This is a genomic window from Nocardiopsis sp. NPDC058631, assembly GCF_042716955.1.
Taxonomy (GTDB): domain Bacteria; phylum Actinomycetota; class Actinomycetes; order Streptosporangiales; family Streptosporangiaceae; genus Nocardiopsis.
In genome coordinates, this window is the sequence record NZ_JBHXQY010000009.1 from 33,166 (window position 1) to 56,481 (window position 23,316).

Consider the following 23,316-nt stretch of genomic DNA (forward strand, 5'->3'; position numbering starts at 1 on the left):
CGGGAGCGTCCGCTCCCCCGGCAACCACCACGAACTCGGGAACCCGGGGCCCGGATCTCTGGTGTGGTGCTCGGTGTTCCTGGTGTTTCGTGTCGTGTCGGCTGTCTCTGGGGTCACTCTACAAACCCCGGTGCCGCGCTGTCTCCTGAGCGGGCCCTGTCCGGTGTCCGCGAGCGCCGGGCGGACTCCCCTGGCCGGGCAACACGACGGGGCGGACCCGTAGCGGGTCCGCCCCGAGATGAATCGGGAATCGGGTACTGAGACCCGAAGCCTGTCATTCGCGCCTAGGCCGGGTTGATGACCTGGCGGTTGTTGTAGGTGCCGCACGACGGGCACGCGATGTGGGGCTGCTTCGGGTCACGGCAGCGCGGGCAGTTGACCAGCACCGGGCGCGAAGCCTTCCACTGGGAACGGCGGGTCCGGGTGTTGCTCCGCGACATCTTCCGCTTCGGGACGGCCACTTCAATCCTCCTGGGTCACCCCCGCGCGGTCGCGGGAGGTCGCTTATCTGGTCACCCCGCGCGCTGTGGCGGGGAGGGTGTGCTCCGCTCGTCGGGGGCGCCCGCAGGTGCCGTCCGCGATCGGTTCACGAGCTCATCGTTCGCCGGGGTCGTCCGCGATGGTGCGGAGCGCCTCCCAGCGGGGGTCGACGTTGTCACCGTGGCCGTGGTCGGGGCCGGCCTCGGCGAGTTTGGCGCCGCACTCGGAGCACAGGCCGGGACAGTCCGGCCCGCACAGCGGTGAGAGTGGGAGCGCCAGCACGACGGCGTCTCGGACCACCGGTTCGAGGTCGAGCAGATCGCCCTCTAGATAGTAGTCCTCATCCTTGTCGGCCGCGTCCTCGTCCGCCCCGGGGACCTTGGTGTCCTCGTCGGCGGTGTACCTGTACATCTCCTGGAACCCCGCCTCCATGTCGTCCGACAGGAGGTCGAGGCAGCGCGAGCACTCCGCCGTGAGCTGGCCGCGCACGGTGCCGGTGACGAGGACTCCCTCCATCACCGCCTCCAGACGGAGGTCCAGCTCGATCTCGCTGCCCTCGGGAACGGAGGCCATCGCCGTCGCGAACGCGTCGGGGACGGCCACGATGCGGTTGACGGTTCGCATCGACCCCGGCTGGCGGCCCAGCTGGCGGGTGTCGACCACGAACGGGTCACGAGGATCTAGACGAGACAGGGTAATCGCGCTTTCACGAGAAGACGGGTTCGCCGGACGCGCGGAAGGCGCCATGACGACGGCCGCGACCAGCGTGAGCGCACACCGAGATCCGGCGACGCCCATGGTCAAACCCTGATCCTACCTATCATGTCCCCGACCACCCAAATCAGACCCCGGTCAGCCCTGTGGCAGGGCCTTTCCGAGCCGGGGCCGGCGGTCGGATCACGGGCTCCCTCAGCCCTGGGCGCCCCCGGAGTCCCGCTGCGCGTACTTCTCCCGCAGGCGCCCCTGCACGTAGGGGGTGACCAGGCTGGAGACGTCCCCCCTGTGCTGGGCGATCTCGCGCACCAGGCTGGAGGACAGGAACGAGTACTGGGGGTTCGCCGTCATGAACACGGTCTCCACACCCGAGAGGCGGTAGTTCATCTGGGCGATCTGGAGCTCGTAGTCGAAGTCGCTGACCGAGCGCAGGCTGCGCACGATGGTTTCGATGCCGTTGTCACGGCAGAAGTCGACGAGGAGTCCGTCGAACTCGCTGATACGGACGTTGTCGAACTCGGCGGTGCCCTCCTCCAGCATGTCCAGCTTCTCCGGGACGCTGAACAGCCCGCGCTTGCTGACGTTGTTGAGGACGGCGGCGACGACCTCGTCGTACTGCTTGGCCGCCCTGCCGATGATGTCGATATGACCGTAGGTCACCGGGTCGAAGGAACCCGGACAGACGACACGGCGCACGGTGGATCGCCCCTCTCTGGAACTACCTTCGGGTAACGCGATGGTAGGGGCTCATCCCGGCGCCAATTCGGGCAACACCCACTTAGTGGCCGCATTCACCCGTTGACCGGACTCTTGTGCGCTTGGCGCACAACATCTGCCCCGGAGCTGCTCCCGCACTGGGTGATACATGCCCCACGCGTACCAGATCAGTCACCTTGCCCGTTTTCCACTCCGGTTCACACCGGGGCTGGGGAGGCTCGCCGGGGCCAGAGGCCCGGGGTGACGGGCACGGAAAGAACCGCGCCGCAGGCGTCAGTTGAGGGTGGGGGAGGGTGACGGGCACGGAAAGAACCGCGCCGCAGGCGTCAGTTGAGGGTGGCGGGGGGTGACGGGCACGGAAAGAACCGCGCCGCAGGCGTCAGTTGAGGGTGGCGGGGGGTGACGGGCGGGCGTACCAGAGAACCGCCTCCCCGTACCCGCGGCTGCGGTCGAGTTCCAGCCCTGCGGGCCACACGGGTTCGGCGCCGCGCTTGGAGCGTTCGACGACGACGAGCGCGTCCGGGGCGAGCCAGCCGCGGCCGGCGAGGCCGTGGAGGACCCCGGCGACCTCGTCGTCGGTGACGGCGTAGGGCGGGTCGGCGACCACGAGGTCGTAGGGTGCGCCGGGGTTGTCCTGGCCGACGACCTTCTCCACCCGGTCCGGTACCAGGCGCGCTCCGGCGAACCCGAGAGTCGCGATGTTGTCCCTGATCACCTGGGAGGCCTTGCGGTCGGCCTCCACCAGCAGCGCGTGGGCGGCGCCACGGGACAGCGCCTCCAGCCCGATCGCCCCGGAACCCGCGTACAGGTCCAGGACGCGGAGGCCGTCGAGCGGGCCGAGGTCGGACTGGGCGGAGGAGAACAGCGCCTCACGGGCGCGGTCACTGGTGGGGCGGGTGGTGCGGCCGTCGGGCGCGAAGATGCGCCGTCCGCCGGCCGTCCCGGCGATGATGCGGGTCATGCCCCCACGGTAGCGGCCGGAGCGCGGGTCAGGTCTTGTCGAGGTACTCCGCCCGTTCCTCGGGGAGGAGCGCCTCCAACGCCTCGGCCAGGGGCGGGTAGCCGTCCAGGCCGGGGTCCTCGGCCACGTAGGCGGTGGCCTCCTCCCGTGCCTCTCCGATCAGCTCCTCGTCCTTGAGCAGGGTGAGCATCCGCAGGCTGGAGCGTGCTCCCGACTGGGAGTCGCCCAGGACGTCGCCCTCCCTCCTCATCTCCAGATCGACGCGGGACAGCTCGAACCCGTCGGTGGTCGCGGCCACGGCCGCCAGCCGCTCCCGTGCGGGGGACCCCTCCTCCGCGTCGGTGACCAGCAGGCACAGACCGGGAAGGCCGCCTCGTCCGACCCGGCCCCGCAGCTGGTGGAGCTGCGAGACCCCGAACCGGTCCGCGTCCATGATGACCATCACCGTGGCGTTGGGCACGTCCACGCCGACCTCGATGACGGTGGTGGAGACGACCGCGTCGGTCTCCCCCGCGGAGAAGCGGCGCATCACCGCGTCCTTGTCGTCCGGAGCCATCCGGCCGTGCAGGCTCTCCACGCGCAGACCGGAGAGCGGACCCTCCCCGAGCCGGGCCGCCACGTCCAGTACGGCGAGCGGAGGGCGCCCCCCGGGGGCGTCCTCCTCCGGGACGTCTGCGACCTCCTCCCCCGCCTCGCCCGTGTCGTCGTCACCGATCCTCGGGCAGACCACGAAGGCCTGGTGGCCGTTGGCGGCCTCCTCCCTGATGCGCTCCCACCCGCGCGTCAGGAAGTGGGGCTTCTCCGCGGCGGGCACCACGTGCGTGGACACGGGGGCGCGCCCCGCGGGCAGCTGGGTGAGGGCGACCACGTCGAGGTCCCCGTAGACGGTCATCGCGACGGTGCGCGGGATCGGGGTGGCGGTCATCACGAGCACGTGCGGTCGGCCGTCCACGGCCTTCTCCCGCAGGGCGTCCCGCTGCTCCACCCCGAAACGGTGCTGTTCGTCCACCACCACGAACCCGAGGTCGGCGAAGGACACGTGCTCCTGGAGGAGGGCGTGGGTGCCGACGACGATCCCCGCGGCACCGGACGCGGCGTCCAACAGGGCCTCCCTGCGGGCGGCCGCGTTCATGGAGCCGGTGAGCAGGGTCACCCTTGTGGCGGTGTCGGCGCCGTCGATCTGGCCGGCGCGGCCCAACGCCCCGAGCATGGCGTTGATGGAGCGGTGGTGCTGCTGGGCGAGGACCTCGGTGGGGGCGAGCATGACCGCCTGGCCTCCGGAGTCGACCACGCGGAGCATCGCGCGCAGCGCCACCAGGGTCTTGCCCGCGCCCACGTCGCCCTGGAGCAGGCAGTGCATGGGGTGCGCGGCGTCGAGGCGCCGGGCGAGGCGTTCGCCCACCTCCCGTTGGCCGTCGGTGAGCGTGAACGGGAGCTGTGCGTCGAAGGCGTCGAGGATCCCCCCGGCCGTGCCGGGTCGGGGCTTGGCGGGCAGCTCGTCGGCCTGCCTGCGGCGGCGGGCGAGTGCCAGTTGGAGGACGAACGCCTCGTCCCACTTGAGGCGGCGGCGGGCCGTGCCGATGTCGGCCCAGTCGGCGGGTCCGTGGATACGGCGCAGTGCGTCGGCGATACCGAGGAGTTTGCGGTTCTCGCGCAGCCGGGGAGGGAGCGGGTCGGGGAGGCTGTCGACGTCGGCGAGAACGATGGCGACCGTGCGCGCGATCGTCGTGGAGTCCAGGCCCTTGACCGCGGGGTAGACGGGGATGAGCTCGTCGGCGTAGGCCTGGGCGCGCTCCTCCTCGTTGCCGTCCTCGTCGAGGAGCTCGTACTGGGGGTGGTCGAGCTGGCGGCGGCCCTTGAAGGTGGACACACGGCCGGAGAACATGGCCAGCCGTCCGGGAACGAGCGCGTTCTGGTGGTAGGCCCCCCGGTTGAAGAAGGTCAGGTGCAGACGTCCGGTGCCGTCGGTGACGGTGGCCTCCATCATGTCCATGCGCCTGCGCCCCTGGCGGGCCGGGACGGTCCGCCTTCTGGCGTCCAGGACACGGGCCTGCACGGTGACCTCCTCCCCCTCGCGCAGCGCGGCGAGGTCGGTCAGGTCGCCCCGCCGGTCGTACCTGCGCGGGTAGTAGCGCAGCAGGTCGCCGAGGGTGTGCAGGTCGAGCTTCTCGGCGAGCGCCTTCGCCGTCTTGCCCCTGAGCGGTCCCCTGCTCAGCGGTTCGTCCCAGGTAGTCACGTCTGTTCCCGTCCCGGCGTCTCTGGATCGCTGGTCACCGCAACGGTAGACCCCTCCTGCGACGCTCGGGGGACCTCCGCGTCGACCACGCCGCGATTCGGGGCGGTATCGCCCTGCCGGGGCCCGGGACCGGGTCGGACGGGCGTCCGGCCCGCCCCGCCCGGGGTATACTCGTCAGAGTTCATCGCGTTTTCGCCATGCCCGCATGGTGGATTCGATGCGCCGGTGGGTGCTGGGGTCCTCGACCACACCACGTTCCACCGTTGCGCGTACGGGCGCTGGCCAGCGGTCTGATCCGTGTACGGCCTTGTCCTTCGTGTAATCTTCCACGGTTGGCGTCCGCGCCGACCTGTCCGCCCGACCTCTCCCGGTCGGATGAATTTTCGCGTGCGGCAACGTGCGTGATTCTGAGCGCTTGAATGGAGTTACCGTGGCTTCCGTATGCGACGTTTGCGGCAAGGGACCAGGGTTCGGTAACAGTGTTTCCCACTCGCACCGTCGCACCCGCCGCCGCTGGAACCCCAACATCCAGACTGTTCGCACCCGTGTCGGTGGCACGCCCAAGCGCGTGAACGCCTGCACCTCGTGCATCAAGGCCGGCAAGGTGACCCGTTAGGGTTCCCGCACCGCTGCATGTTCCTCGAAGGCCCTCCGACCACGGTCGGGGGGCCTTCGTCGTCCGTGCCGGGCCACGTTCCCGGCGGCTCCCGGTACTCGGCGGGCGGGGATCCGTGGCGCGGGGGTGGCAAGGGGTGCGTGCGTCGGCCAGCCGGGTCACAGCTCGCAGACGTGCCCGTTGAGGGAACAGCGCACCGGGCTCTGCGGGACGCCCAGTGCCTCGAAGGTGAGCGTCGCGGAGGCTCCCGGCTCCAGTCCGTCCCCGCTGCCGGGCTGGCGGGCGAGGATACCGTCGTCGATCGGCTCCCAGTCGGCCTCGCTCACGTCGGTGACCTCGGCGCTGTCGAAGGCCAGGGCCAGCTCCCAGGCCTCCAGCCGGGTTCGCGATGTGTTGGTGACGGTGATGTGGCCGGTGAACCCGGCCGGCGTCGATTCCAGCACCTGGTAGGCGACCGTGGTGGGTTCCGAACCCGCCTGGGTCTGCGGGCCCTGGCTGCCGTCGGCGGCCGACCCGTCGCCCGTGGGCTCCGGTGAGGCGTCCTGGCTGGGCGGGGCCCCGTCCTGTGCGTCGGGTGTCTCGCTGACACCCGGCGTGCCGCCGAACTGGAGGTAGATCTGGGTGGTGCTGTAGCCGAACAGGATCAGCCCGAGGATGACGCCGGAGACGACGAGCACGTTGAGCAGCCGGGGCGGTTCGACGCGTTTGGGAACCGTGCTCTCGATGAGGCCGCCGAGCCGCCGCAGCGCGCCGACGTCCGTCGGCTCACTGCGGTGCGCACCCCGCCGGGTGTCGTTCCGCCAGCCATGGCGCCCCATAAACCGCCTCTCGACGCTCCGCTTCCCGCCCGTCGCCCTTCGTCATGCCGGACGCCTCCGCGGCGGTATCCTCCCAGCCCGTTCCCGGGCCGCTCCTCGTGGGGACTTCCTGGGGCCTGTCGCACCGCACGGGCCCGGGGGCCGGGGCGGAAGGAGACGCGGGCCGCGTTGGCAAAGCCTAGTGTGACAGCCGAACAGGACAAACCCAAAGGGGCTCATCCCCGCCGGAAGTGATCCCAACCCCCGCCCCGGGACGCGCGTCCGTCCACGGTGACGGGCTCCTCGGCCTCCTCTCCGCCGCCGTTCTGTCTCCCGACGGCGGCGGACACCAGACCCACCCGGTGCCAGTGCCCGGGCAGGGCGGTGTCCGGTGGGAACGCGGCGACCAGCGCGTGGTCCTCTCCCCCCGCGACCATGAGGCCGCGAGCGGCCTCCGCCGCCCCCCGCGCCCCGGCCCCCAGGACGGCGACCGCCTCCAGGAGGGCGGGTTCGGGCTGCAGCGCGGCCGATTCCAGATCGATACGCACACCGCTGGTCCGGCAGACGTGTCCGAGGTCCTGGACGAGGCCGTCGCTGACGTCGAGCATGGCGGTGGCGCCGAGCAGGGCCGCCTCGACGCCCCGGGCGTAGGGCGGGCTGGGACGGCGGTGCTCGGACAGGCAGGCTGCGGGTCCGTCGATCCCCCGTTCCAGGAGGGCGAGCCCGGCGGCGGAGAGCCCCAGGTGGCCGGTGTAGGCGATGACGTCACCCGCCCGGGCCCCGTCCCTGCGGACCGGCGCCCTCCCCTGGAGGTCTCCGAGGGCGGTGACGGCGATGGTGAGGGTGTCCGAACCGACCATGTCGCCGCCCACGACGGCACCGCCCGCGACCGCGCACTCGTCGCGTACCCCGGCTGTGAACTCCTCCGCCCAGGCCACGGGGAGGTCGGGGGGTGCGGCGAAGCCGATGAGCAGCCCCGTGGGGCGCGCGCCCATGGCGGCGACGTCCGCGAAGTTCTGGGCGACGGCCCTGTGGCCGACATCGCGGGCGGTGGACCACTCCCTCCGGAAGTGGCGCCCCTCGACCAGCAGGTCGGTGGTCGCGACCGTTCGGCCGTCGGGCGCGGCGACGACCGCCGCGTCGTCACCCGGCCCGAGGATGACATCGTCCGTCGCAGGGAATTGGCTCGTCACGCGTGTGATCAGAGCGAACTCCCCGAGACCCCCAATGGTGTTGTGCACAGAGATCAGGGTACGGTGACGCTCCGGCGCAGTGGTCTAGACCCACGTTTGTCTTTCGTTCGTCATCGGCCGCACCCTCGGCTCGGCCGGGAACCGCTCACCGCTCATCGCTCACACCCGGCGCACACGAAGGAGTTCTCATGGTGCAGGCATACATCCTGATCCAGACCGAGGTCGGTCAGGCGGCGGAGGTGGCGGAGCGGATCCGGGGCATCGAGGGGGTCGAGACGGCCCACGACGTGACCGGGCCCTACGATGTGATCGTCCGGGCCGAGGCCTCCGACATCGACTCGCTGGGCGCCCTCGTGGTGGCGCGTATCCAGCGGTTGGACGGTATCGCACGGACTCTGACCTGTCCCATCGTCAACATCTGACGCGCTCCGCCGCGTCGGCGGCACCCCGGGGGTTACTTGTGCTGAGGCGGTTCGCCGGTGCGGGTCTGGCCGTCGCCCTCGTGGCGACGGGTTGCGGCGCGCAGACCGTGCGGATGGAGCCCCCCGAACCGGACGAGGCGACAGCGCGGACCTGCGCGGGTCTGGTCGAGTCGCTTCCGAACACGCTGCTGGGCGCCGAACGCGCCCAGGTGCGCCCCGACTCGGAGCTCACCGCCGCGTGGGGGGACCCGGCCATCGGTCTGCGCTGCGGGGTCCCCCGTCCCGTGGCACTCGCTCCGGACTCCCTCCTGCAGGAGGTCAACGGCGTGGCCTGGCTGCCGCAGCCGGAGGACGCGCCCACCCTGTACACGGCGGTCGGCCACGAGGCCTACGTCGAGCTGTCGGTCCCGCCGGCCCACGGTGCCCCGGCAGGAGCCCTGAGCACGGTCAGCGACCTCGTCGCCGAGCACGTCCCCTCCCTGCCCGACGGCGAACTCTGACCGGCCCGCGCGAAAACGCGTGGGGGCCGCCGGTGTCCGGCGGCCCCCACTGTCGTCGGACCGGGTGGTCGGGCCCGGTCCTCAGGTCACGGTGTCACGGAGCGATGGGGGTGTCCCGTCACTCCTCTTCCTCCATGGGCTCCTCCTCGGCGCCCTCCTCCTCAGAGCCCTCGGCGCCCTCTTCCTCGGAGCCCTCGGCGCCCTCTTCCTCGGAGCCCTCGCCGCTGATCAGGGCCGCGACCTCGGCCTGCGTCTCCGCCACCTGGCCGGAGCAGGAGGCCCCCGGCTCGGGCACCTCGGTACCGCGCTCGTAGAGGCGCACGAACCGCTGGAGCATCTCGTCGTCAGCGGTCTCGGCCGTGATCTGGCGGCCCCAGCTGGAGGCGACGATCGGCGCTTCCATCTCACCCTCGTAGGGGCTGATCACGAGGTAGTCACCCGCGCTGTACATGCCCGTCAGCTGCTCGACCTGGGCCTCGGGCAGGTCGGGCTCGTAGTTGATCCACACGGCGCCGTGCTCCAGGGAGTGGACCGCGAACTCGGGGGTGACCGGTTCGGGGTACACGCCACAGTTCTGCCAGGCGCTCCAGTGGTCGCCGCCGACGGGCGGGGACTGCTCGTAGTCCACCGGCTGGCCGGTCTCGACGTGTTCGTAGGAGCCGACCTCGTGCTCGGCCACGTTGGACACCGACCGGCTGCGAACCTCCATGAAGACGAGGAAGGCGATCAGCCCGACCACCAGAACCACAGCGGTGACGATCCCGGTGATGGTAAGGATCTTACGGCGGCGCTCCTCTTTGAGGCGTTGTGCCTTGAGCTCGGCCGCGCGCTGGCGGCGCTCCTCCGCCGTCTTCTTCTTTGCCACGGGGTCTCCTGAGGTGGGTGGTGACATAAGGGACTTATCTATCCTCTACTTTGGCACCACAGTTGGGCGATTTGACCAGGATGGTTCCCATGGAACAGACGAACGGTCCCGACTCGGGAGCCGCCGGAGGTGTCGGGGACGCCGACGGAACCCCGGACGAGGGCGAGCATGTTCAGGAGGACATGGCACCGGAGGACGACGCGTCCGCGCAGGTGTCGTGGCGTTCGGTCCCGACATGGATCACGGTGATCCTCGTCGCACTGGCCCTGGCCGCCGGCTACCTGTGGGGCCGCCCCTCCTACCCGTTGGACACCGGGGCGGACGCGGGATTCCTGCGTGACATGAGCGCGCACCACGCCCAGGCGGTGGACATGTCGATGGTCGTCCTGGACAAGACCGAGGACCCCGAGCTCCACACGGTCGCCACGGACATGGCCCGCACCCAGCAGGCGCAGATCGGGATCATGCAGGGCTGGCTGATGGCCTGGGACCTGCCGGCCCGCGGCCCCCGGCCACCGATGACCTGGATGGAGGGACACGACCACGGGGACGGCGACACCGAGGTTCCCGACACCATGCCCGGCCTGGCGAGCCCCGAGGACCTGACGGCCCTGGAGGACGCCGAGGGGGTGGAAGCGGAGCTCCTCTTCCTCGAACTGATGATCGCCCACCACCAGGGCGGTATCGAGATGGCCGAGGCGGAGGTGGACCTGGGCAGCGAGGACATGGTCACCGGGTTCGCCCAGGGGATGATCGACGCCCAGCAGTCGGAGGTGAACCTGATGGAGGGCATGATCGACGACCGCAGCGGATCCGGCGAGGACTGAACGGCACCACCCCCGGATGTGCGGCCGCCGCGCCGCTCAGGAGTGGTGGTGCCCGCAGTTGGGGCAGGTCCTGACCCCCGCCGACATGGGCTCCCCGCACTTGTCACACCAGCGCGCGATCGGTTTGTTCCGCTCCCCCATGGCAGGAGAGCCCTGCTCGGTCGCGCCCATCCTTCACCCCTCCGTCTCGGCCAGTCCGTCCACGATGTCGTCCAGGACCCGGCGTCTGTCGCCGGTCGGCATGAGTCTGAGCTCGCGGAGCGCCGGCGCGGTGTCCACCGCCGTCTCCCGGTGGGGGCCGGGCTCGACAGTGCACACCCGCATGCAGTGCTGGGTCGGGGTGTTCCAGCGCACGCGCTCGGACACCGGGGCGAGGCTGTACACGGTGGCGGGCAGGGCTGCGGGGCGGCCGTGGGAGTGCCAGGCGCTCACGCGGGAGGTCACGTAGCCGGTGAGGAGGGAGTCCATCACTCCCATCTCGGTGAGGTCGGAGACGGCGTCCTTGTCACCCTCGGTACGGCAGTCGCCGCACCCCTCCAGCTCGGCTCTCAGGAGCCAGCGGGCGCGCGCGTGGCTCACGTCTGAGTTCTTCAGCTTGCTCGGGTGGCGGTGTCCCATACACGGCAGGGTATGACGGCAGGGCCTCGGGGAGTAGGCGCTCCGCCGTTCTTCCCTGGTGCATCAGGTAGGCAACGTCAGAGGCCCCGGTCATCGACCGGGGCCTCCCTCGTCTGCGCTACTCGCCTGTGCGAACGCCCGACAGAAGGGCTGACCACTCGGTTCCGGGGAAGGCGAGCATCCCCGCCTCGCGGTTCTGGGTGTCGCGAACGGCGGAGCCACCGGCGAAGTCGGCAACCTCCACGCAGTTCTCGCCGCGCGCGGTGCTGTAGCTGGACTTGCGGAACTCCAGGTCAGGGTGGGATTGCTGGTATTGCATTGTCGTCCTCTTAGCTGATGAGGCTCTCCAGGAACACGACTGACTCCTGTATGCCCAGAGCGGATGCACTCACATACTGATACACGCGATCCCAGGCTTCGATGTCCTCTGGCTCATCATGTACCCGCTGCACCACGCTGTTCTCGGTGCAGACCAGGCCAGTGTCCTCGGCGAAGTCCAGCATCATGAAGGCGCCACCCACGGCAGCGTGCAGACCTGCCGAGTCCGGGAGCACCTGGACGCGAAGATCGGGGCGCTGGACGTCGATCAGGTGGCGGATCTGCTCTTCGCGAACCCCTTCGGGACTCTTGCGGAGTGCGGCCTCGTCGATGATCGCCCAGTACTTCGGGCCGTCCGCCTTGGGGTCCAAGATGCGCTGCCGCAACATCCTGGCCTCCACACGGCGATCGATCTCCTCCGAGTCGACGATACCTCCGCCGATGATGACCGCTCGCGCATAGGCGTGCGTCTGGAGCAGGCCGGGGATGATGGTGAGGGCGACGTCCCTGATGCGCGAGGCCCCCGGTTCCAGACCAGTGAGCTTGCCTTCGATCACGTCGTCATAACTCCGCCACCAGCTCTTCTGCCGAGCTTCTTTGGCGAGACGAATGTATTCGGCGCGGTCGTTCAGACCCTGGATGCCGTAGATGTCCAGCAGGACCTCGACGTCTTCGAGCTTGGGGCGCACCCACTCGTCGCGTTCCAGCCGCGTGATCTTCGAGGGCGACCACCGTGTGGCACCGAGCTCGTGCGCTCTTTCGGTGACCTGGTCCGCGGTCAGACCTGAGGTCTCTCGACTCTCACGCAAGAGCCGTGACAGACGCCGCTTACTCAGGGGCGGTGACGTGGCCACGACGGGACACTCCTTGCTCTGGTCCTTGGACGGGCGCCCCGATCCTACGACTGAGTCTGGGTTTCCGGACATTTAACGCATCACCAACTTCAAAGTAGGGGATCTATCAGTGATTCTCTCACCAATACAAAAGTTGGTCTTGCACTTTTTCGTTTTGGGGGTGACGATGGTCCCACCTGATGAATCCCACCGGGCGTCCCACCCGGCCCCACACAGGAGGTGTGCGCCATGCCGCGCTCCCTGCACCCTTCGGCTCTCGAAGCCGTCCGCACCCTCGCCGCTGAGGCGATCCGACACCGTCGGCCCCGACGGGTCACCCGCGTCCGGATCTACGCCCTGGCCCTCGCGCCCGCCGGTCCCTCGCTCACCGTCCTGGGCGCGGTCCTGGACGGCCTTCACCGCCTGGGCACCTCATGAGCGGCGCCGACATTGCCACCCAGGGCCTGCTCACCGCTGCCGCTGAGGCTCTCGACCTCCCCTATCCGAGCACCCCGCGGGCGCGCGTGGCCTACCTGGAGCTGGGCCGTGACCGGGCGGCCGTCGTCCGCTGCGCCCTGCACCACGCGCTGACCAGCGGTGACATGGCCGCCGCCACCGACATGATCGACTCCGTGGCGCTCACGCACCCCGTGACCTATCCGGCGGAGCAGCGGTGGAGCCCGGCCGGGATGGAAGCGCAGGTGCCCCGATGATGCCCCCGCCCGAGCTGTGCTCCGACAAGCGCCTGACCGAGGGCGGGCGCCACCGCCGCTGCGTCATCGAGGTCGGCCACGACGGCGACCACATGGACGCGGACGGCGAGTGCTGGGAGCCCCCGGGGCTCACCCTGGCCCGGCTCCAGAAGACGTGGGGCGCCACCTACTGGATCCGGTGGACCGGGACCCTGTGGCTGGCGACCGCCCGCGACCCCCGAGCCCCGCACCAGACCGAGATCGAGAACACGCCCGAGCAGCTCGCGCGGGCGATCCAGCTCCACAACACTCCACGCCCCATCACCCGCGCGAGGAGCCACCCGTGAGACCCCGCGCGCCCTGGAGCCCGAGGACCCTTCCCTCCGGGGCGCGCGATAGTACGACGGACGAACGCTGCCCGACGGGACGAATTCCCTTCGGGCAGCGTTTTCGCAGGTCAGGACGTAGACAGGGGTCACGTTTCCCTGCCCGCCCTCGTGCACTACATTGTGTAGTACTACCGGAGGTCGGTACCTGAGAGGTGGGCATGGAAGCTCTTGAACTCGCGAGGTGGCAGTTCGGCGTCACCACGATCTACCACTTCCTGTTCGTCCCGCTCACGATCGGACTGTCGTTCATCGTGGCCGTGCTCCAGACCCTCTGGTACCGCACCGGCAGACACGAGTACCTCCAGGCGACCCAGTTCTTCGGCAAGCTGTTCCTGATCAACTTCGCCATGGGCGTGGTCACCGGCATCGTGCAGGAGTTCCAGTTCGGCATGAACTGGAGCGAGTACTCGCGGTTCGTCGGCGACGTGTTCGGCGCCCCCCTGGCCATGGAGGCCCTGCTCGCCTTCTTCCTGGAGTCGACCTTCATCGGACTCTGGATCTTCGGCTGGCACCGGCTCCCCCGCGGAGTCCACCTGGCCTGCATCTGGATGGTCGCCGTCGGCACCAACCTGTCCGCGTACTTCATCCTCGCCGCCAACGCGTGGATGCGGCACCCGGTCGGATTCTCCGTCAACGAGGAGAACGGGCGCGCCGAACTCAACGACATCTGGGCCGTCCTCAGCAACGACCAGGCCTGGTCCACCTACCTGCACACCGTCTCGGCGGCGTTCATCACCGCCGGGCTGTTCGTCGTGTGCGTCAGCGCCTACAAGCTCTGGCGCAACCAGCGGCACGGCGACACCGGCATCGCGGGCGTCGCACCGCCGAAGAACGACTTCGCCCTGTTCCGGGGCACCCTCAAGGTGGGGCTGGTCTTCACCCTGATCGCCGGCGCGGTCGTCGTCTTCTCCGGCGACCACCAGGCCAAGCTCGCCGCCGAGTACGAGCCCATGAAGCTCGCCGCCGCCGAGGCCCTGTGGGAGACCGAGGAGGGCGCCGCCTTCTCCGCCCTGGCCGTCGGAGACACCGAGGCGCGCTACAACCCCGTCGACGTCACCATCCCCAACGTGCTCAGCTTCCTCGCGACCGGCACGTTCGACGGCGAGGTCCACGGGATGAACAACCTCCAGGAGGCGTACGAGGAGTACTACGGGCCCGGCGACTACACCCCCAACGTGTTCGTCGTCTACTGGTCCTTCCGCCTGATGATGGGCTTCGGCCTCTTCGGCATCGCCGTCGCCGCCCTGGGCCTGTGGCTCACCAGGGGGAGGAGTCGCACACCGACCAACCGGTGGTTCTACCTCGCGGCGATGCTCGCCCTGCCCGCCGCCCTGGCCGCGAACATCTTCGGCTGGGTCCTCACCGAGATGGGCCGCCAACCCTGGACGGTGCACGGCTACCTGCTCACCGCCGACAGCGTCTCGCCCGGGGTCAGCCTCGGGACCGTCGCGATGAGCCTGACCATCTTCACCGCCCTCTACGGGCTCCTCGCCGTGGTGGAGGTCGGGCTGCTGGTCAAGTACGTCAAGGCCGGACCCTCCCACCTCGTTCCCGACCTGGAGAACGACGAGGACGAGTCCCAGATCCCGCACTTCAGCTACTAGGAGCCACGGACCATGGAACTCCCCGTCATCTGGTTCATCGCCATCTCGGTCCTGTGGATCGGGTACTTCGTCCTGGAAGGGTTCGACTTCGGGGTCGGCACCCTCCTTCCGTTCATGGGCAAGCGCAACTCCGTCGACCGCCGGGTCGCCATCAACTCCATCGGCCCCGTCTGGGACGCCAACGAGGTGTGGCTGCTCACCGCGGGCGGCGCCATGTTCGCCGCCTTCCCCGCCTGGTACGCCTCCCTGTTCAGCGGGTTCTACGTACCGCTCTTCGCCATCCTGATCGCGCTGATCCTTCGCGGAGTCGCGTTCGAGTACCGGGGCAAGCGCGACAGCGACACCTGGCGGACCTGGTGGGACCGGGCGATCTTCTTCGGCAGCGCCGTACCCGCCCTGCTGTGGGGCGTCGCGTTCGCCAACATCGTCCAGGGCGTGGCCATGGACTCCGACCACATCGTCACCGCCTCCACGGTGGACCTGCTCAACCCCTACGCCCTGCTCGGCGGGCTGACGACACTGTCGCTGTTCACCCTGCACGGGGCGATCTTCCTGACCCTGAAGACCGACGGGCCGGTACGGGTGCGCGCGCGGCGGGCCGCGCTGGTGGTCGCCTGCGTGGCGGTCCCGGCAGGGGCCGGGTTCCTGCTGTGGACCCAGGCCGCGCACGGCGGCCCGTGGACCCTGCCGCTCGTCGTGGTCGCCGCCGCCGCCCTGGTGGGCGGGGTCGTGGCGGCCTGGCGGGGCCGCGAGGGGTGGTCGTTCGCGTTCACGGCGCTGACCATCCTCACCGCGGTCGCCGCGCTCTTCGGGACGCTCTTCCCGAACGTGCTGCCGTCCACCACGGACCCGGCCTTCAGCCTGACCGTGGAGAACGCGTCCTCCGCCGACTACACGCTCACGGTGATGACCTGGGTGGCGGTGGTGTTCCTGCCGCTGGTGCTCCTGTACCAGGGCTGGAGCTACTGGGTGTTCCGCCGCCGGGTGACCGGCGCGTCGGTGACCGGCGCGTCGGTGACCGGCGCGTCGGTGACCGGGGAGAGCGTCACCGCGACGGGCGAGGGTCCGGGGCACGGCGACGGGGCCGGTGACCGGAGTGTTCCCGTCCCCTGACCCGCGGGGGCGCGGGCGGTCCGCCCGCACCCCCGCCGCACGGCCGACCCGCACGGCCCGGGGTTCCCGGCCGCACCGGGGCTCCCTGGTGGATACTGGCCCGACGCCCGGCCCGACCCGCGCCGTGCCGTGTGGAAGAGCCCTCCATCCCTACCGGGTACCCGCGAGGCCCGGCCGAGACGACAAGGTCCGCACGCATGAAACCCCTTGATCCGCGCCTGGTACGCACCGCGAGCGCGGTCCGGGCGCACCTGGTGGTCTCCGTGGTCAGCGGAGTGCTCATCACCGGCCTGATCCTCGCCCAGGCCTGGCTGCTCGCCCGCGTCATCAGCGGCGCCTGGCAGGGGGAGGGGCTGGGCTCGCTGGGCTGGGCGATCGGCGCCGTCGCCGCCATCGCCCTGGTGCGCGCGCTGCTGTCGTACCTGGCCGAGACCTCCGCCCTGTACAGCGCCGCGCGCACGAAGTCGCAGCTGCGCCGGCGCCTGGTGGCGCATGTGACGGGGTCCGGCAAGGTGTGGACCGCCGAACCCGGCGCCGAGGACGGGCAGGGGTCGCCGAAGGCGGGCGAACTCGTGACCCTGGCGACCCGGGGGCTGGACGCCCTGGACGACTACTTCGCCCGCTACCTCCCCCAGCTCGTGCTGGCCGCGATCGTGCCGGTCGCGGTCCTGGTGGTGGTGTTCTGGTCGGACTGGATCTCCGGAGTCGTCGTCCTGGTGACGCTGCCGCTGATCCCGGTCTTCATGGCGCTCATCGGGATGCACACGCAGGCCCGGACCGACCGGCAGTGGCGGCTCCTGAGCCGTCTTGGCGGCCACTTCCTCGACGTGGTGGAGGGGCTTCCGACCCTGGCGGTGTTCCGTCGCGCCAAGGCGCAGGCGGCGATCATCCGACGGGTGGGCGAGGACCACCGGAAGGCGACGATGGGGACGCTGCGGATCGCGTTCCTGTCGGCGTTCGCACTGGAGCTGCTGTCGACCCTGGCCGTGGCCCTGGTCGCGGTGGAGGTGGGACTGCGCCTCCTGGGCGGCCACATGGACTACCAGACCGCGCTCCTCGTGCTGATCCTGGCGCCGGAGGCGTACCTGCCGCTGCGCGAGGTCGGGGCCAGGTTCCACGCGAGTATGGAGGGCGTGGCCGCCGCGGATCAGGTGTTCACCGAACTGGACCGCGAGCGCGGCGTGCCCGCCGGAGAGGACGGGGAGCGCTCCGGGGTCTGCGCTCCCCCGGCGACCGGTGGGGCGGCGGCAGCGGCGGGCGGTGACATCCGCTTCGAGGGGGTGGGGATGAGCTACCCGGACAGGGACCTCCCGGCGCTGTCCTCACTGGATCTGGAGGTGGCGGCGGGTGAGCACGTCCTGCTCACCGGCCCCAGCGGAGCCGGGAAGACCACACTGCTGTCCCTGGTGCTGCGGTTGAACGAGCCCACCGAGGGGCGGATCAGCGTACGCGCGCCCGGCGGCGGATGGGAGGCCCTGGACGGGATCCCGGCCGACGACTGGAGGCTCGGCATCGCGTGGGTGCCCCAGCACCCCTACCTCTTCGACGTGTCCGTGGCCGACAACATCCGGCTCGGAGCCCCCGGCGCCTCCCTGGAGCGGGTCAGGGAGGCGGCCCGGCTCGCCGAGGCCGACGCCTTCGTCCGCGCACTGCCCGAGGGCTACGACACCAGGCTCGGCGAGCGCGGCGCACGGCTGTCGGCGGGACAGCGGCAGCGCATCGCGCTGGCCCGCGCGATGTGCCGCGACGCGCCACTGGTCCTGCTGGACGAACCCACCGCCCACCTGGACCCGGAGAACGCGGCGGCGGTGCGCACCGCCGTCACACGCCTCCTGGAGGGGCGGACCGCCGTCATCGTCGCGCACGACACCGGTTGGGCCAGGAACGCCCTCGGCGGCACCCTGCGGTCCGTGTCGCTGCCGCTGCCGACCCCGGAAGGAAGCGTGTCGCGATGAACCACGGGAGCACCGAGGACACGGGCGGAGCCCCCCGGGCCTCCGTGGCCGGTACCCCGACCGGTACCGGCGGGGACGCCCCTGAGGTCCCCGGACGCGCACGCCGTCGCGACCCGCTGCTGCGGATGGTCGCCCTGGCCCGGCCGCGCGGCGGCCGGTTCGCCCTGGGCGTCCTGTGGGGAGCCACCGCCACGGGAGCCGGGGTGGCGCTGCTGGGGGTGGCCGCGTGGATGCTCGCCACCGCCGCGAACCACCCCGGCATCACCGCGCTCGGCATCTCCGTCGTCGCCACCCGCGCGCTGGGGGTGGGCCGCGGCGTGGCCCGTTACCTGGAACGGCTGGTCACGCACGACGCCGCGTTCCGGACGCTGGCCGAGGTACGGGTGCGGGTGTACGAACGGCTGGCGGCGACCGAGCCGTTCGGCCGCTTCCGCTCCGGCGACCTGGTGTCACGCCTGGTCAACGACACCGAGGCCACCCTGGACCTCCTGGTACGCGGGCTGACTCCCCCGCTGATCTCGCTGGTGACCGGCGGCGCGACGGTCCTGTTCCTGACGGCGGTGTACGTGCCGGGCGGACTCCTGCTGGCGGGCGGTCTGCTCCTGGCCGGGCTGGCGGTCCCGCTGGCCGCCGCCGCGTTGGGCAGGGGACCCGGTACGCGGCAGGCCAGGGCGCGCGGTGAGCTGTCCACCGCGCTCGTGGACACCCTGCACGGGGCCCCCGACCTGGTCGCCTACGGTGCGATGGACCGGCAGGTGGCGCGGGTCGACGCGGCCGACGCAGAGCTCACCCGGCTGGCACAGCGGGACGCGGCGGTCCTCGGCCTCGGCGCCGGGGCCTCCGCGCTGATCACGGGGCTGACCGTGTGGGGCGCCCTGTTCCTCGGGGTGGCCGCCGTGGAGGGCGGCACGCTCAGCGCCGTGTCGCTGGCGGTCCTGGTCCTGACGACGCTGGCGGCGTTCGAGATCGTCGCCCCGCTGCCCGCCGTCGCGGCCAGGCTCGGAGCGATCCGGGCCAGTGGGGCGCGCCTGTTCGGGGTGTTGGACACCCCGCCCGCCACCGCCCCGCCCACCCGCTCGGGGCTGGACCCGGACGGGGAGGCGACGGTGCGGGTACGGGACCTGCGCGTCCGCTACGGACCGGACGAACCGTGGGCCCTGGACGGGGTGGATTTGGAGATCCCCGCCGGGTGGACGGTCGCGGTGATCGGACCGAGCGGAGCGGGCAAGAGCACACTGGCGTCGGTGCTCCTGAGGTTCCGCGACCCGGACGGGGGCAGGGTGGAGCTCGGCGGCGAGGACATCACGTCGTACCCGGCGGACGAGGTGCGCGGAGTGGTGTCGGGGGTGCCGCAGGACCCGCACGTGTTCGCCTCGACCCTGCGGGAGAACCTGCGCCTGGCACGTCCGGAGGCGCAGGACCAGGTCCTGTGGGAGGCGTTGCGGCGTGCACGGCTGGCCGACGACGTCGCGGCGATGCCGAGGGGGTTGGACACCCGGGTGGGTACGCACGGCCTGGGGTTGAGCGGCGGGATGGCGCAGCGGCTGGCGCTGGCCCGTGCCGTGCTGGCCGCACCGCGCGTGCTCGTGCTGGACGAGCCGACCGCCCACCTGGACCCGGACACGCGCGACGGGGTCGTGGACGACCTTCTGGCCGCCGCCGAGGGCTTCTCCACCCTGCTGATCACACACGACCTGACGGGCCTGGACCGGGTGGACCGGATCTACGTGGTGCGCGACGGGAGGGTGGTCCAGCACGGCACGCATGAGGAGCTCACCCGCGCGAAGGGCTGGTACCGCGACGTCGGCTCCGGTTGAGCCGCAGGCGCCGGGGGGCGGGCGGGTGGCTCACCATCGGTGAAGGACGGCCCACCGGGCTCAGCCGCTCAGGACGCTGTCGACGGCGGCGAACAGGGTTGCGGTCTCGGATGTGAGAAGGGACTCCGAGTTCGGAAAAGCCCTTTCGACCGAGAGGCCGTTGACCACGGTGATCAGGAACTTCGCGCGTTGGGTGTTGTCTCCGCCGGGCAGTGCTCCCTCGGTGGCCAGGACGGACAGCCAGTGCTCCACGCGGTGCCGCGCTGCCCGTTCCATGGCGAGGTAGGCCGCCCGGGTCTCCTCGGTCGGTTCGGGGGCGATGAACATTTCATAGGTCGTGCCCCATAGCTCTCTCGCCCGCTTTCCGGTGCCGACAGGCGCGAGCAGCTGCCGGACGCAGCTGACCAGCCGGTCCCGCGCCGGCAGGGCCGTGTCGTGGATGGGATCGCCTGCGAACACCGTCTCGTAGACGCCGGCGAGCACGGCGTCCTGAAGAGCGTCCTGCGTCGGGAAGTGATGCCGGAGAGAGCCCGTACTCACCCCGGCCCTGGCGGCGACGGCCCGCACGCTCAGCCGTGCGGCCGGATCCTCGCCCAGCATCGTCGCGGCCGCCACCAGGATCCTCTCGCGAGAACTGGGCTTCGCGCTGGTTGGTTCAGTCATCACACCTCCTTCTCCCACCTTACCAATACACCGTACTAATACAGTGTGTTAGTCTCCCGATGACACCAACACAGTGTGTTGGTCACGCATCCGTCCGGGGAGGGGGAGGGACATGCTCGACCAGTGGCGCCGCCGACGGGCGGCACGGCGTCTGCGGGGCGGGGACGGACACGAGCTGCGCGGCTTCCGTTGGTGGCAGTTGCTCGGCCGCTCCCTGTTCCACCTGCGCCTCACCCGGATCGACGGCCGCCGGACGGAGTACGCGGTCGACGTCAGGCACCGGGGCGAGGGCGAAGACGCCGAGGTCAGGGCACACCTGTACCTCGACGGCCGACACCGCGCCCAGTCCAGGGTCCCCGCGTCCTTCCCCGTCCCGGGCGGTCACATCGAGGTCGCCACGAGCGGCTTCGGGCTCAAGCGCTGCCACTACGTCACCGCAGACGGCTCGGAGCACCAGCTCACCCCCGACCCCCGGTCCGGCGAGGGCCGCCGCGCCCGCCTGGACCGCGAGCACCCGGCCCTGAGCCGCTGGATCGGGGTCGTCTCGGTGGTCCTGCTCCTCGTCGGTGTCGGCCTGAACCTCCTCCAGGTCCTCGAACCGGTCTCGCAGATCCCCCCGGTCCACGAGGTGACCGGGACCTTCGCATCACCCGTCGTGCTGCCGTTCTGGCTCAACCTCACACTCGGAGCCGGCGCCGCCCTGGGCAGCGCCGAACGCGCGCTCCGGCTGCGCTACTCCTGGCTGCTCGACGGCGCGGGCAACTGAACTCCCCACCGAAAGGACATCCATGACCACCCGCCATCCCGACCGCGCTCCGGCCCCGCCGCCCGGCGACCCGGTGCGCTCGACCCCGCTGTCGGAGCGGTCCCTGGCCCCCGACCTGGCCCGGGGGATGATGCTGCTGCTGATCGCCCTGGCGCACACCCCCTACTTCCTCTACGTCGCGCAGGCGGGCATGGTCGGCGTGCACCCGGTGGAGGGGGGTGTGGCCGACAAGATCGCCCAGGCGTTCACGCTGATCGTGGTGGACGCCCGGGTCTACACGATGTTCGGGTTCCTGTTCGCCTACGGCATCGGGCAGATGTACGCACGCCAGACGGCCAAGGGAACCAGCGCCGTCCAGGTGCGCCGGCTGCTGCGCCGGCGCCATCTGTGGATGATCGTGTTCGGGGCGGTGCACGCACTCCTGCTGTGGCAGGGCGACATCATCGGCATGTACGGGCTGATCGGCCTGATCATGGTGCCTCTGTTCTTCGGCCGCTCGGACCGCACGCTCAAGGTCTGGATCGGGGTCCTGCTCGCGCTGGCCGCGCTGGCCTCCCTGGCGGGCGCGCTGGCCACGACCGATGCCGGCGGCGCGGTGGCGGCCGAGATGCAACGGGCCAGTATCGCCGAGCCGTCCTATCTCGCCTCGGCGGCGGTGCGGCTCCCGGTGTGGGTGATCCAGACGCTCACCGGTATCGCGCAGTTGGCGCTTCCGGCGGCGTTCCTGATGGGCGTGCTGGCGGCGCGGCACCGGCTGTTGGACGAGCCGGGCCGGCACCTGGTGCTGCTGCGGCGGCTGGCGTTCTGGGGGATCGCCGCCGGGTGGATCAGCGGTGCGGTTCTGGCTCTCCAGCACACCGGGGTCGTCGAATTCGGTCCGGTGTCGGTGCTGACCGGGGTGCACTTCTTCGCCGGGACCTTCACCGGGGTGGGCTACGCGGCGCTGTTCGGTCTGGTGGCGCACCGGTTGAGCGGGCGTGCCGCCGCCACGGCGTGGCCGGTCCGGTGGATCGGGGCGCTGGGCCGACGGTCGATGAGCGGGTACCTGGCGCAGTCGCTGGTGTGGGGGCCCTTGCTGGCCGCCTGGGGGCTGGGACTGGGCGCTCACCTGTCGAGCTGGTCGGTGTCGGTGCTGGCGGTCCTCACCTGGGCGGTGACGGTGGCCGGTGCGGCGGCGCTGGAGCGGGCGGGCCGGCGGGGCCCGGCTGAGGTGCTGCTGCGCAAGCTGACCTACCGGAAGGTGCGGTCCGGCACCGGATGAGCGGGCCGACCCGGGGAGGTTCTCCCCGGGCCGCCCGTACCGCCCCCCCGCACCGGAGCACCCGTGCGCGGGGGGCGGCCCCGGCCCCGATCTGACACCCGGGCCGGGGTCCTCTAGTGTTCCCCCGTGGCCAATCCTGTACGTGAGTTCTTCGGCGGAGTCGGCGTCCTGGCACGCGGCTTCGCCCTCTTGTTGCGCAAACCGCGCCTGTTCCTGCTCGGGGCCCTGCCGGCCCTGATCACCTCCCTCGTCTTCCTGGTCCTGTTCGTCCTCCTCGTGGTGAACCTGGTCGACCTGGCTGCGTGGGCGACCCCCTTCAGCGACGACTGGGCCCCTGTCTGGCAGGGGCTCATCCGCGGAGCCGTGTCGGTCGGCATCCTGGCCGGGACGATCCTGCTGATGGTGGTGACGTTCACCACGGTGACCCTGACGCTCGGGGCGCCCATCTACGACAAGATCACCGAGCTGGTCGAGGAGGAGCTGGGCAACGCGCCCGAGGACCCCGACGAGCCGCTGATGGCGTCGATGTGGCGTGCGGTGCGCCAGTCGCTCGTGATCGTCGCGGTGTCCCTGGTGGTGTCGGTCCTCGTCCTCGTGGTCGGTTTCATCCCGCTGGCCGGGCAGGTGATCGGCCCGGTGCTGGCCGCCCTCCTGGGCGGGTGGCTGCTGGCGATCGAGCTGCTGGCGAGCGCGTTCGACCGGCGCAGGCTGACGACCATCCGCGACCGACGGCAGCACATGGCGAAGCGGCGGATGCGTGTGCTCGGCTTCGCGGTGCCGACGTACCTTCTGCTGGCGATCCCGTTCGTGGCGGTCGTGGTGTTCCCCGCCGCCACGGCGGCCGGTGCGATCCTCACCCGCGACCTGGTGCCCGCGGGTCCGCCCGGGATCCCGGGCGGACCGGAGGGGAGCGGCGACCGCGTCGGCCCGGGCGGCCCCGGGGCACCCGGAGGCGCGCT

26 protein-coding genes and 1 pseudogene are annotated in these 23,316 nt (G+C 71.0%); 14 read left to right on the forward strand and 13 right to left on the reverse strand.

The genetic code is table 11. The features are described 5' to 3' along the window. Nucleotides 1-284: 284 nt before the first annotated feature. From rpmF to recG, 5 genes are all read right to left on the reverse strand, one after another. Nucleotides 285-461 (reverse strand): 50S ribosomal protein L32, encoded by a 177-nt coding sequence (gene rpmF / locus ACFWTE_RS05370; protein ID WP_017545944.1) that lies wholly within the window; start codon nt 459-461, stop codon nt 285-287. Between the two features lie 133 nt (nt 462-594). Then, the gene (locus ACFWTE_RS05375) at nt 595-1,143 is read right to left on the reverse strand and encodes a YceD family protein (protein WP_378778094.1); all 549 of its coding nucleotides are present in this window, start codon (nt 1,141-1,143) and stop codon (nt 595-597) included. Nucleotides 1,144-1,389: 246 nt separating this feature from the next. Further along, a complete protein-coding gene (gene coaD, locus ACFWTE_RS05380; protein ID WP_378778095.1) occupies nt 1,390-1,890 on the reverse strand; it encodes a pantetheine-phosphate adenylyltransferase in 501 nt (166 codons plus the stop codon). Nucleotides 1,891-2,290: 400 nt separating this feature from the next. Then, nucleotides 2,291-2,872: a 16S rRNA (guanine(966)-N(2))-methyltransferase RsmD gene (gene rsmD / locus ACFWTE_RS05385; protein ID WP_378778096.1), complete on the reverse strand. Its 582-nt coding sequence runs from the start codon at nt 2,870-2,872 to the stop codon at nt 2,291-2,293. Between the two features lie 28 nt (nt 2,873-2,900). After that, complete coding sequence (gene recG, locus ACFWTE_RS05390) at nt 2,901-5,108, reverse strand: ATP-dependent DNA helicase RecG (RefSeq protein ID WP_378778097.1); 2,208 nt, start codon at nt 5,106-5,108, stop codon at nt 2,901-2,903. A gap of 430 nt (nt 5,109-5,538) precedes the next feature. Between recG and rpmB the strand changes: the two genes are divergently transcribed. After that, nucleotides 5,539-5,724, forward strand: a complete 186-nt coding sequence (gene rpmB, locus ACFWTE_RS05395; RefSeq protein WP_013151263.1) for a 50S ribosomal protein L28 — start codon at nt 5,539-5,541, stop codon at nt 5,722-5,724. A 158-nt stretch (nt 5,725-5,882) separates the two neighbouring features. Here rpmB and ACFWTE_RS05400 read toward each other — a convergent pair whose 3' ends face one another. After that, on the reverse strand, nt 5,883-6,542 hold the full coding sequence (locus ACFWTE_RS05400) for a cellulose binding domain-containing protein (RefSeq protein ID WP_378778098.1): 660 nt from the start codon (nt 6,540-6,542) through the stop codon (nt 5,883-5,885). Between the two features lie 215 nt (nt 6,543-6,757). Then, entirely contained in the window at nt 6,758-7,762 is a 1,005-nt protein-coding gene (locus ACFWTE_RS05405) for a thiamine-phosphate kinase (RefSeq protein ID WP_378778099.1), read from the reverse strand. A gap of 140 nt (nt 7,763-7,902) precedes the next feature. Here ACFWTE_RS05405 and ACFWTE_RS05410 point away from each other — a divergent pair, with 140 nt between their 5' ends. Next, nucleotides 7,903-8,136 (forward strand): Lrp/AsnC family transcriptional regulator, encoded by a 234-nt coding sequence (locus ACFWTE_RS05410; protein WP_378778100.1) that lies wholly within the window; start codon nt 7,903-7,905, stop codon nt 8,134-8,136. Between the two features lie 38 nt (nt 8,137-8,174). Next, nucleotides 8,175-8,636: a DUF3515 domain-containing protein gene (locus ACFWTE_RS05415; RefSeq protein ID WP_378778101.1), complete on the forward strand. Its 462-nt coding sequence runs from the start codon at nt 8,175-8,177 to the stop codon at nt 8,634-8,636. Nucleotides 8,637-8,754: 118 nt separating this feature from the next. Here the strand turns inward: ACFWTE_RS05415 and ACFWTE_RS05420 are convergent, their stop codons facing one another. Continuing rightward, nucleotides 8,755-9,501, reverse strand: coding sequence for a DUF3105 domain-containing protein (locus ACFWTE_RS05420; RefSeq protein WP_378778102.1), 747 nt, complete (start codon nt 9,499-9,501; stop codon nt 8,755-8,757). 89 nt (nt 9,502-9,590) lie between these two features. Here ACFWTE_RS05420 and ACFWTE_RS05425 point away from each other — a divergent pair, with 89 nt between their 5' ends. Continuing rightward, nucleotides 9,591-10,328 (forward strand): DUF305 domain-containing protein, encoded by a 738-nt coding sequence (locus tag ACFWTE_RS05425; protein WP_378778103.1) that lies wholly within the window; start codon nt 9,591-9,593, stop codon nt 10,326-10,328. 36 nt (nt 10,329-10,364) lie between these two features. Here ACFWTE_RS05425 and ACFWTE_RS05430 read toward each other — a convergent pair whose 3' ends face one another. The 4 genes from ACFWTE_RS05430 to ACFWTE_RS05445 all read right to left on the reverse strand — a co-directional run bounded on the left by ACFWTE_RS05430 (nt 10,365) and on the right by ACFWTE_RS05445 (nt 12,118). After that, nucleotides 10,365-10,499: a zinc-ribbon domain-containing protein gene (locus ACFWTE_RS05430; protein WP_378778104.1), complete on the reverse strand. Its 135-nt coding sequence runs from the start codon at nt 10,497-10,499 to the stop codon at nt 10,365-10,367. 3 nt (nt 10,500-10,502) lie between these two features. Next, complete coding sequence (locus ACFWTE_RS05435; RefSeq protein WP_378778105.1) at nt 10,503-10,946, reverse strand: hypothetical protein; 444 nt, start codon at nt 10,944-10,946, stop codon at nt 10,503-10,505. A 118-nt stretch (nt 10,947-11,064) separates the two neighbouring features. After that, complete coding sequence (locus ACFWTE_RS05440) at nt 11,065-11,265, reverse strand: DUF397 domain-containing protein (RefSeq protein ID WP_378778106.1); 201 nt, start codon at nt 11,263-11,265, stop codon at nt 11,065-11,067. 10 nt (nt 11,266-11,275) lie between these two features. Further along, nucleotides 11,276-12,118 carry a helix-turn-helix domain-containing protein gene (locus tag ACFWTE_RS05445; RefSeq protein WP_378778107.1) on the reverse strand — a complete coding sequence of 281 codons (843 nt, stop codon included), beginning with the start codon at nt 12,116-12,118 and terminating at the stop codon, nt 11,276-11,278. A gap of 228 nt (nt 12,119-12,346) precedes the next feature. On the opposite strand from ACFWTE_RS05445, the gene ACFWTE_RS05450 reads away from it, so the two are divergent. The 7 genes from ACFWTE_RS05450 to cydC all read left to right on the forward strand — a co-directional run bounded on the left by ACFWTE_RS05450 (nt 12,347) and on the right by cydC (nt 19,667). Next, nucleotides 12,347-12,535, forward strand: coding sequence for a hypothetical protein (locus ACFWTE_RS05450; RefSeq protein ID WP_378778108.1), 189 nt, complete (start codon nt 12,347-12,349; stop codon nt 12,533-12,535). Then, a complete protein-coding gene (locus ACFWTE_RS05455) occupies nt 12,532-12,810 on the forward strand; it encodes a hypothetical protein (protein ID WP_378778109.1) in 279 nt (92 codons plus the stop codon). Before ACFWTE_RS05450 ends, ACFWTE_RS05455 begins: the two co-directional genes overlap by 4 nt. Further along, entirely contained in the window at nt 12,807-13,136 is a 330-nt protein-coding gene (locus ACFWTE_RS05460; protein WP_378778110.1) for a hypothetical protein, read from the forward strand. Before ACFWTE_RS05455 ends, ACFWTE_RS05460 begins: the two co-directional genes overlap by 4 nt. 200 nt (nt 13,137-13,336) lie before the next feature. Then, nucleotides 13,337-14,782 carry a cytochrome ubiquinol oxidase subunit I gene (locus ACFWTE_RS05465; protein WP_378778111.1) on the forward strand — a complete coding sequence of 482 codons (1,446 nt, stop codon included), beginning with the start codon at nt 13,337-13,339 and terminating at the stop codon, nt 14,780-14,782. Nucleotides 14,783-14,794: 12 nt separating this feature from the next. Then, complete coding sequence (gene cydB / locus ACFWTE_RS05470) at nt 14,795-15,895, forward strand: cytochrome d ubiquinol oxidase subunit II (RefSeq protein ID WP_378778112.1); 1,101 nt, start codon at nt 14,795-14,797, stop codon at nt 15,893-15,895. 197 nt (nt 15,896-16,092) lie between these two features. Further along, nucleotides 16,093-17,850, forward strand: a complete 1,758-nt coding sequence (cydD, locus tag ACFWTE_RS05475) for a thiol reductant ABC exporter subunit CydD (protein WP_378778113.1) — start codon at nt 16,093-16,095, stop codon at nt 17,848-17,850. 125 nt (nt 17,851-17,975) lie between these two features. Beyond that, on the forward strand, nt 17,976-19,667 hold the full coding sequence (gene cydC / locus ACFWTE_RS05480) for a thiol reductant ABC exporter subunit CydC (RefSeq protein WP_378778145.1): 1,692 nt from the start codon (nt 17,976-17,978) through the stop codon (nt 19,665-19,667). A 60-nt stretch (nt 19,668-19,727) separates the two neighbouring features. Here cydC and ACFWTE_RS05485 read toward each other — a convergent pair whose 3' ends face one another. After that, complete coding sequence (locus ACFWTE_RS05485) at nt 19,728-20,330, reverse strand: TetR/AcrR family transcriptional regulator (RefSeq protein ID WP_378778115.1); 603 nt, start codon at nt 20,328-20,330, stop codon at nt 19,728-19,730. Nucleotides 20,331-20,442: 112 nt separating this feature from the next. Here ACFWTE_RS05485 and ACFWTE_RS05490 point away from each other — a divergent pair, with 112 nt between their 5' ends. From ACFWTE_RS05490 to ACFWTE_RS05500, 3 genes and pseudogenes are all read left to right on the forward strand, one after another. Next, nucleotides 20,443-21,096, forward strand: coding sequence for a hypothetical protein (locus tag ACFWTE_RS05490; protein ID WP_378778116.1), 654 nt, complete (start codon nt 20,443-20,445; stop codon nt 21,094-21,096). A gap of 22 nt (nt 21,097-21,118) precedes the next feature. Continuing rightward, a complete protein-coding gene (locus ACFWTE_RS05495) occupies nt 21,119-22,357 on the forward strand; it encodes a DUF418 domain-containing protein (RefSeq protein ID WP_378778117.1) in 1,239 nt (412 codons plus the stop codon). Between the two features lie 126 nt (nt 22,358-22,483). Continuing rightward, a pseudogene (locus ACFWTE_RS05500) lies at nt 22,484-23,308 on the forward strand (EI24 domain-containing protein); the annotation flags it as partial. Nucleotides 23,309-23,316: the final 8 nt, after the last annotated feature.